The organism is Paenibacillus sp. ISL-20, from assembly GCF_018613005.1.
Taxonomy (GTDB): domain Bacteria; phylum Bacillota; class Bacilli; order Paenibacillales; family Paenibacillaceae; genus Paenibacillus_AQ.
In genome coordinates this window covers 70614-78806 of the sequence record NZ_JAGGRD010000051.1, presented here as the reverse complement: position 1 = coordinate 78806, position 8193 = coordinate 70614, and the positions used below count along the sequence as shown (strand labels likewise).

Genomic DNA, 8193 nt, shown 5'->3' with positions numbered 1-8193 from the left:
CAACTTAGTGTAGACGATCCACTTTTTTGAGAACTTTTAAGTGTTCTCTTTGAGAAGTACCCTTCTAAAATATTATCGACAATATCTGAAGGTGTTAAATTTTGCTTCCTATTTCTTATTGCTTTAAATTCATACTCAGGGTTTACGGACTTTATAACACTGTTAATATCAGCAATAAACACCGATAATTGGCCATTTATATGATCGATTAAAGATTGATTTTTATCGTCTACATTTAGTTTTCCTCTTAGGAGCTGTTCGATCTTTAGAATAACATTTTGATTCATTATTTTTGCATTTGTATATTCTCAATTCTCAGGGTTGAATTTGCTTGCTATTCTACGGGAATATAAATATAGGTATAGTACCCCTCAATGAGATTATTGACCTGGTCTAACGAAACTGAACCTAAATCCTTAGCTATATTGGAAAAGGGCTTGCTAGTGCTTTTAGAATCAATATCCCGCTGTGACTAGCAAATAATAGGACTTTGAATAGGCGATTTTAAGTTTTTCAATTTGACTAAAAAACTCAACCATATTAGCTCTCCGAGTAGCGCCTTTAAAAGAATTATTGGCATCATCCCAAAGATAATTACTCACACGTTCTAAAGCAGCCTTAATTTCCGAAGCTTTAGATTTAAAATCGGAATTTTCCAACCATTGTTCTAAAGGTCTTTTTTCTATGAAAAATACAGGGGATATAAATAAATCTTCCCTGTTTTTACTTTCTCTATTGATATTCCATGTTCCCTGCTTAAAATAGTAGTTTAAAGCCTCCAATATTGCACTCTTGCCTGTTCCATTTTTTCCAACAATGGTTGTGAATTTATAATTTTCATTTATACAAAGGTGAATATATGCTGTTTGAGCATAAGATTTAAATCCATTAATAAATACGCCCAATATCATTTTTGACCATTCCCTTTATCATAATTCACTATATAATAACATAATTGAAATCATTTGTATGACGCGGGTTAGGAGTGCCTTAATTTTTCGACGTCACTTACGGCACTGTTCCCCGATTAATCTAATCACCCGATACACTTGCTCCAGCGATCCATGCATCAGTTGGTGCGGATTGCTCATTCGGCCAAGTGAGAGCTTCTTGTCGGCATCGAGGCGCTCGGGATCATATCATTGTCGTCCATGACAGATTTTGCAGTATGAAGAAGCGAGAACACAATCAGGAACTATTTTGGTATCATTATATAAGGGGGGATTTACATCAAAAATGATTTTAAGGAGCTTTCTACAAAAATACTTGAACGGACTCCTTACTACGATTCAAGTGATGAAATTGAAAGATTAGAGCAGCAACTGAAGATGCTATCGATTCATGGATTGGATAAGCTAAACGAAGCTCTGTATAATAACACAAAGAACAATATTAGGAATTATACGGACTTTATAGCAGAGCATAATTTCGGAGCGGAACTCATCCGCTATAATAATAGTAGTGCTTCATCTATAGCTTATGAGCCGGACAGGTTTAAACGTCCTCCAGACTTTGTGATTAACAAAGACGATGTTTTCTTTTACATTCAGATGAAAAAATTGTCCGACAGTGAAAGGGAAAACAAACAAAGTAAACTCATTGATAGCATTAAAAGATCTTTCGAGAAAATAACTGTAGGAAAGTTCGTAAGCCTTAGCTTGTCCGAAGATTTTAATGCAGGCGATGCAAATTTATTTTTATCATTTTTGAGCGCATCCATTGAATCTCTTCCAGATAATACTGATCTACAATTCCCTCCTAAGGGTAGCCCAAAAATAGTTTTTGCACTGTATCCGCCTAATAAAATTGAGTTGCAGCATCTTACAATCGGGACTTCGGGAAATTTAGAATGGATCGAGACCACTGGAGAGGCTGAACAACAAGTCAAAAACAGCCTTTCTAAGGCAATCGGTGCTTTCTTATGGAACAATGACGAGAAAAACATCAACATTATTGCAATGGAAGCAGATCGTTACGATGACATTGATATTTCACAAGCAGTCTTCGGAACTGAGAAATTTTTATTCTATACAAGTGGTTCTAGAGCATGGACTCGTGACGATGACGGTTTCTTTAATAATCCAGATCATTCCCCAAAAATTTGCGCCGTTCTTGCACTTAGGAGAACCGGTCATACTTTAATAAGCAGATATAAGAAAACATTATTCATAAACGAAAGATTCTTGAAAATAGTTGATCAAGTTAAGTCAGTAATCGATATCGATGAAGTTCTAACGATGAAAGATTTGCCCACCAAAGAATAACATCTCAATCGGGCCGATTCCCAGTTAAGGCGGTCACGCTCCCCAACTTTAATTTTGGTATAGCTTTGCGAGGGTTGCTCTCTTTTTGTTACACTGGCAGCAACCCAAGAAGTGTTACTTTAACATGGATTTCTTCTCTGTGAGCATCCCCCTCCCGCACCTGCCCTCGATAGCACGTTTCCGCGCCTAGCAGCGGTTATGCCCTAATTTTTCGCCGTCACTTATGGTAAGGTTCCCCTCGATTAATCTTCACCGCCCGGTAAATCTGCTCTACCAGGACCAGACGCATCAGCTGGTGCGGCAGGGTCATCCGCCCGAAGCTGAGCTTCGTTTGGGCGCGCTTCAGTACGTCCTCGGAGAGGCCGTTAGAGCCGCCAATGATAAAGACGACGTTGCTGGTGCCGTACGTCCCCAGCTTGTCGATGTGCGCCGCCAGGTCCTCGCTGGACCACAGCTGGCCGCCGATCGCGAGAGCAATGACGTGCGTGTCCGGCTTGATGTGGCTGAGAATACCGACGCCCTCCTTCTCCTGCACTTGGCGCATCTCCGCTTCGCTCATGTTCTCCGGGGCCTTCTCATCCGGCACCTCGTGCACGGACAAGCGCACGTAAGGCGCAAGACGCTTACTGTACTCCGCAATGCCCTGCACCAGGTACTTCTCCTTCAACTTGCCTACGCATACCATCTGTATATTCATAGCGTTTTCGCTCCTTAAACTCTGCTGTTATGTCGTTCATTCTAACATTGTACCGCTGCCAATTAAAGGACATACCCAGACCCGCCCCTCCTTCCTACAGCAAGCTCCCTCATTTCCTTGTCAACGCAAAAGCCAGCAGAGCATTAGAGTTTGAGAATTGCCAACTCATTTACTTCTAAGCTTGTTCGACCGTGTTTGACCAACTTACAGCGATTATCGAAAAAAAGAGCCGCTCTCTGAGAGTGACTCTTCTCTTCGTGTCTATTTTAAAAAGACCGGCAGCTCCTTCAGCGCAAACATCATCGTGCTATCCATCCGTGCCAGCTCTACGGAGCGATCACGGCGATATTCGGGGTAACGATCCAGCAGGGTCTGGAGGGCAATCCGGGACTCCATCCGCGCCAGCTGTGAGCCCATACAGTAGTGGATGCCGCTTCCGAGGCCCAGATGCGGGTTCGGATTCCGGTGGATGTTGAATACGTCCGGCTGCTCGAACACATCCTCGTCATGATTGGCCGAAGCCATCCAGATATAAACGAACTGTCCCTGCTTCAGCTCCTGCCCGCGCAGCACCGTATCCTGCTTCACGCTGCGGAACATCAATTGAACAGGTGAGAAGTAACGGAAGACTTCTTCAATTGCTCCTGGAAGCAGCGTTGAATCTCCAAGTACCTCTGCACGGACCTCAGGCAGGCTATCAAAGGCAAGCACCGCCGATGAGATCAGATTGGTTGTCGTTTCATTACCCGCTACGAGAAGGAGAATACAGAATCCGATAATCTCCAGGTCGGTGAGATGTTCATTGTCGATACGCGCCTCCACCAGCTTCGTAATCAGATCATCCTGCGGATGACGACGGCGGTCCTCCGCGATCGCAGAGAAGTATTCGCTCATCTCCCGCTGACACTGATAATAAGCATCCCCATTGTTACCTACCAGGGCGTCCGACCACGCCTTAAATCGTTCCCGGTCCTCCATCGATACGCCGAGCATCTCGGCAATCACCGTGATCGGCAGCGGACTTGCGAGATCGGCCACGATATCCATCTTCTTCCCCTTCTTTTCCGCTTCGTCCAGCAGAGATGTCGTGATCTCCTGGATCTTGGGGGCAAGCGATTCTATGATACGAGGCGTAAAAGCATGGGATACCAACTTACGCAGCTGACGGTGCTTCGGCGGATCCTGCCGCAGAATGCTGGATTCAATCGGGTCATCGGAAGAAGAGGACCCTTGAGAAGAGAACACTTCGTAATTCGTGAAGACGGCTTTAACATCCACGTATTTATAAACGTTCCAGCCACCATTACCCTCAATTGCCTCCACCGGAGATTCCGTCCGCATCTGGCGGAACCATTCCAGCGGAAGTAAACCGTTCTTATTCCATTCCATGCTTAACACCTTCGCTTTCCATCGCTAATTTGAACTGACTGGTCAGTTATACATACTTAAAAAAAGAAGGCCTTGCTTATTCAAGCGATATAAACAGGCCTTGGGTAATCATCGTGAAGGCAAACCGCTCCAGATCCTCGCGCGAATACGTATCCTGATGATTCAGGTAATAATTACATGTGCTCTCCAGCGTTCCGACAATACTGGCAGCGGCCAGATTAGGATCAACGGCACGGCACAGGTTCTCTTCGCACTGACCTTCCTCGATGATGCTTGCCAGGAAGCTTAAATACTTCCGTTTCAGCTCCTTCAACTCGTCCAGAACATCCTGCTCGATGCCGTTCGAAATCTCATTAAATACGATGTGCGAGAAATGGCGGGATTCGAGAAACAGATCCAGATGATGGCGAATCGTGCGCTCAATCTTCTCCTTCATTGGCAGGGAGGAATTCAGGTCTGCCTCCGTCCGCTGCATAATATCTTCGAAGCCCTGCTTCACCACCGTCTTGAAGAGCTGGGATTTGCCCGGGAAGTTATAGTACAGAGTCCCCTTGGCAACCTGTGCGCGGGCGGCAATCTCGTCCATGCTTGCGCGGTGATATCCGTTCTCGGAGAATACTTCAATGGCTGCTTGGATAATTTTATCTTTGCTCACAATCGAATCGGCCCTTTCACAACTAAATTTCAGATCACCGTTCTTATTCTGACTGGTCAGTTCAAAAATAAGATACCATGCTGGAAAAAATTAGTCAACCGAAGACATGCCCCTACTTATACGAAATCTCAATCTCCATATAATTCGATTCTTATGCTGATTTCCGTGGTATCCTATACATATGGCCCAATACAGTGTATATTTCAACAGTGCTGGTAAACAATCAGAAATATAGGGACAAGAATATACCGTAACGGAGTGATGGGTTGAGTAAATCCAAGGGCAAGGGTGGAACAGGCAGAGGCACAGGCAAGAAGGGCTGGAGCCGCTGGGATGCAAGTGCGAGAAGAGCGAAGAGCAAACCCAAACCTTATACCAGTAAAGGGGCCAAGCAGGCAGACGATAAATCGGAAGCCGAGAATCATAAAGGCACCCCGTAATGAACATATGGTACAGATTGACCTGATACATCATATTGAAGGAGATGAACGGATTGGACAATCAAGAATTAATAACGGATATGCCCGAGAATTACGAGGAGCTCAAAAGCTCCGCCAACCGGAATGCCAATTGGAGAGAACGATTAGACGCGGTGGAAGCGTTGGGAAATTGGAAAAATCAGAAATCCATTGATATTTTGCTGCATAGACTGAATACGGATGCGGTTTATCAAGTGCGAGAGGCAGCCTATCGTAAACTCCTGGCCTTTGGTGAGGACGTGCAGATGCCGGAAAGACCCAAAGGCGAGCTGATGAAGGACGTTTCGAAGGTGTTGCTCCGCATTAAAAAAAGCCTTCCCCGTGACCACACGTATGAAGACTTCAAAGAGAAATTAAAAAAGATGAGAATCGACATCTACGATACGTACGAAGGTGACAAGGGCGATGACTTTGATCACTGGCTGGAACAGACTTGGTCTTCATTATTAAGAAGATAACAAGGCGTCAAACCTTCCGGAGCTGACTATGTATATGAGAAATCCGGTTATGTTATACTGAACACAAATATTAGTTATAGGAGTGGTACTCTGAGAAAGCAAAAGCCCATGTCGTTTGATGATCTGTTGAAGGAATTACAAGGCCAAAAATCGGTACAGGAGGATCCTGATAACATCTCTCTGGAAAAGCTGTTCAATGAATCGTTTATGCGTAAACATTCATCGCACAGCAGTTTTGGAGATTTTGTGGTAAAAGGTAACTTCCAAGTGGAAACGCACGAAGATATCGATAACATTCCGGATGAACTGTTTGACCGTCATGTTTCAAGAGAAACCGATTTCCCAGATTGGAAATCGATGCTGGAGCAGGCAAAAGCCGATCACGCTGCGGCCATTAAGTAAATCATGATAATGTCGCTGCAATGACGCAGCTATGATCAGGGGCCGATGGCCCCTTTTTCTATTTCCATCCGTTAGATGTGGTATGCATTCGACATCGTCTTCCTTACTTCGACTCGGACTTGGATTCCGATTCCGATTCGGTTTCCGTCTCCGCCTTCTCCCTGAACCTCTTGTAGAGCTTCGTAATATTCGCCGTGTTGATCTCGATGTTGTGCTCGTAAGCGTATTTCACCGCATATCCCAGCGCCAGGGTGGTGGCACCCGCTACCGTCGCTCCGGCAACCGATCCCGCTCCAGGGAAGACCTTCACAATCTGCCGAAAAATGCTCTTGCCGATATTCCCGAATATCGTGGCAATGACCAGTTCCTTCGCCGTCTCCTTGCTGATCGGCCTATTATACAGCACCGCAAGCCTGGTGAGCAGACTCACCTGAATGCCGGTAATCGGAATGATATCCGACCCCGGAATGGGTGATGCGCCTACCGCTCCTGCCGAGATCGAGGCTCCGATGATCCATCCGTTAGCAGTCGCTGACTTCTCCTTGATACTTTTGGCAAAGAGAATATCTTTAGACTTTTTTTTAAGCATCTCCAGAATGCTGCTCCGCAGCCGGTCAATGTTCTCACCCGTCCGTGAGGATACCGGCGCAACCTCATAATGCCCACCGGTCTCCTTCTTAATCCGCGCTACCAGGCGGTCGATTTCATCTGCAGCGTCTATTTTGTTCAGCACGATCAAGATGTTCGAGTTCACGTCCTGAATCTTCTCGAAGGACTCCTTCTCCGCCTCGGAGAAGACCGTACCCGCAGCGTTCAGGAAGAATAGAACGATATCCGCTTGTTTATAGTATTTCAAGGTGATCTCCGAGTTCGCGGTGTTCACATCATTCAACCCGGGTGTATCCATGAAGTAAATATGCTCCTTGTACTTATGCGGTTTAATTTCCGTCGTTTCTCCAGGCTCTGCCCCGACACCAGCGACCTCTTCACCGACGATTCGATTCATGGTGGAGGACTTGCCTGTATTCACATCACCAATCAGAGCGATGAGAATTTCCTCCTTCAGCTGTCGGTTGATGTCATCCATTTCCTTCTCATAGGCCTCATCGGCTGCCCGACTGATCTCGTCTTCCCATGATCTTCTGTAGTCATCCATTTCTGATCGTCTCCATTCACGCTAGGTTACCCGCGCCTCCGTGTAATCTATACATCCATCATACACTACGGAGGACTGTCCATCGAAGCTTTGTTTCTTCTATTCACTTCAACATCTCTTTAAACAAAAAAAGCGTGAATTCATCACGCTTTCTCATTTGGATTATTTATTTAATTTAAATATTCACGTTACACAACTAAAAACTCTGCATGCTTCTCGCACTCCGCGCACTTCACCGGTGGGTCCCAGTCCGAAAACTCGGTCTCCTTCAGATCAACAATATCCGGGGCATCCTCATATTCATCCACGAAATTTTCGATCGCTAGTTCCACATGTTCCTTGCATACGACGTACATTCTATGCATCCTTTCTATCTTTCGCCTCATGTTGTGTTTTTCTTCAAACCAGTATAGTCACTCTTCTGTTCTACCACACTCTACGAGAAAAAGAAATGTTTTTAACCCATTTGCTCATCCCGGCCGTTTTTCAATCCACAAAAGATTCCTATCTATCCATGGATTTCACATCCAGAGTCCTTATACCCACCATCATTTCGATGCAGACAGCAAAAAAAGAGCGTAATCCACGCTCTTCTTCGCGGCCGTTTCACGGCTCGTATCTAACCTTTTTCAGTCTCTCTATATTGGATATTATTCAACGCTAACCGAAATATATACCCATGAACCTACTGCA

Annotated in this window: 11 protein-coding genes; 4 read left to right on the top strand and 7 right to left on the bottom strand. The window is 45.2% G+C overall.

Annotated elements, in window-relative coordinates:
• Together J7E85_RS26210 and J7E85_RS26205 are read right to left on the bottom strand one after the other, a co-directional pair.
• Positions 1-287 (bottom strand): hypothetical protein (locus J7E85_RS26210; RefSeq protein WP_483311344.1); only part of this gene is annotated, 287 nt, incomplete at its 3' end.
• Between the two features lie 168 nt (positions 288-455).
• Positions 456-905 (bottom strand): AAA family ATPase, encoded by a 450-nt coding sequence (locus tag J7E85_RS26205; protein WP_215162912.1) that lies wholly within the window; start codon positions 903-905, stop codon positions 456-458.
• Between the two features lie 441 nt (positions 906-1346).
• Between J7E85_RS26205 and J7E85_RS26195 the strand changes: the two genes are divergently transcribed.
• Positions 1347-2264: a hypothetical protein gene (locus tag J7E85_RS26195; RefSeq protein ID WP_215162911.1), complete on the top strand. Its 918-nt coding sequence runs from the start codon at positions 1347-1349 to the stop codon at positions 2262-2264.
• 217 nt (positions 2265-2481) lie between these two features.
• Here the strand turns inward: J7E85_RS26195 and rlmH are convergent, their stop codons facing one another.
• The 3 genes from rlmH to J7E85_RS26180 form a co-directional block, all read right to left on the bottom strand.
• Positions 2482-2961 carry a 23S rRNA (pseudouridine(1915)-N(3))-methyltransferase RlmH gene (rlmH, locus tag J7E85_RS26190; RefSeq protein ID WP_215162910.1) on the bottom strand — a complete coding sequence of 160 codons (480 nt, stop codon included), beginning with the start codon at positions 2959-2961 and terminating at the stop codon, positions 2482-2484.
• Between the two features lie 261 nt (positions 2962-3222).
• Complete coding sequence (locus J7E85_RS26185; protein ID WP_251036055.1) at positions 3223-4350, bottom strand: cytochrome P450; 1128 nt, start codon at positions 4348-4350, stop codon at positions 3223-3225.
• Between the two features lie 76 nt (positions 4351-4426).
• On the bottom strand, positions 4427-5005 hold the full coding sequence (locus tag J7E85_RS26180) for a TetR/AcrR family transcriptional regulator (protein ID WP_076326611.1): 579 nt from the start codon (positions 5003-5005) through the stop codon (positions 4427-4429).
• Positions 5006-5271: 266 nt separating this feature from the next.
• On the opposite strand from J7E85_RS26180, the gene J7E85_RS26175 reads away from it, so the two are divergent.
• The 3 genes from J7E85_RS26175 to J7E85_RS26165 all read left to right on the top strand — a co-directional run bounded on the left by J7E85_RS26175 (position 5272) and on the right by J7E85_RS26165 (position 6344).
• On the top strand, positions 5272-5445 hold the full coding sequence (locus J7E85_RS26175; RefSeq protein WP_215162908.1) for a DUF3934 family protein: 174 nt from the start codon (positions 5272-5274) through the stop codon (positions 5443-5445).
• A 44-nt stretch (positions 5446-5489) separates the two neighbouring features.
• Positions 5490-5942, top strand: coding sequence for a HEAT repeat domain-containing protein (locus tag J7E85_RS26170; RefSeq protein ID WP_202619027.1), 453 nt, complete (start codon positions 5490-5492; stop codon positions 5940-5942).
• 108 nt (positions 5943-6050) lie between these two features.
• Entirely contained in the window at positions 6051-6344 is a 294-nt protein-coding gene (locus J7E85_RS26165) for a hypothetical protein (RefSeq protein ID WP_076326602.1), read from the top strand.
• Between the two features lie 103 nt (positions 6345-6447).
• Here the strand turns inward: J7E85_RS26165 and J7E85_RS26160 are convergent, their stop codons facing one another.
• Both J7E85_RS26160 and J7E85_RS26155 read right to left on the bottom strand, forming a co-directional pair.
• Complete coding sequence (locus J7E85_RS26160; protein ID WP_215162907.1) at positions 6448-7500, bottom strand: GTPase; 1053 nt, start codon at positions 7498-7500, stop codon at positions 6448-6450.
• A 188-nt stretch (positions 7501-7688) separates the two neighbouring features.
• On the bottom strand, positions 7689-7856 hold the full coding sequence (locus tag J7E85_RS26155; protein ID WP_006207301.1) for a CxxH/CxxC protein: 168 nt from the start codon (positions 7854-7856) through the stop codon (positions 7689-7691).
• Positions 7857-8193 lie beyond the last annotated feature (337 nt).

Bases quoted from the DNA above. Each gene is read 5' to 3' on its own strand.
- rlmH (WP_215162910.1), bottom strand. From the start codon at position 2,961: ATGAATATACAGATGGTATGCGTAGGCAAGTTGAAGGAGAAGTACCTG.
- J7E85_RS26185 (WP_251036055.1), bottom strand. From the start codon at position 4,350: ATGGAATGGAATAAGAACGGTTTACTTCCGCTGGAATGGTTCCGCCAG.
- J7E85_RS26170 (WP_202619027.1), top strand. From the start codon at position 5,490: ATGAACGGATTGGACAATCAAGAATTAATAACGGATATGCCCGAGAAT.
- J7E85_RS26165 (WP_076326602.1), top strand. From the start codon at position 6,051: ATGTCGTTTGATGATCTGTTGAAGGAATTACAAGGCCAAAAATCGGTA.
- J7E85_RS26160 (WP_215162907.1), bottom strand. From the start codon at position 7,500: ATGGATGACTACAGAAGATCATGGGAAGACGAGATCAGTCGGGCAGCC.
- J7E85_RS26155 (WP_006207301.1), bottom strand. From the start codon at position 7,856: ATGTACGTCGTATGCAAGGAACATGTGGAACTAGCGATCGAAAATTTC.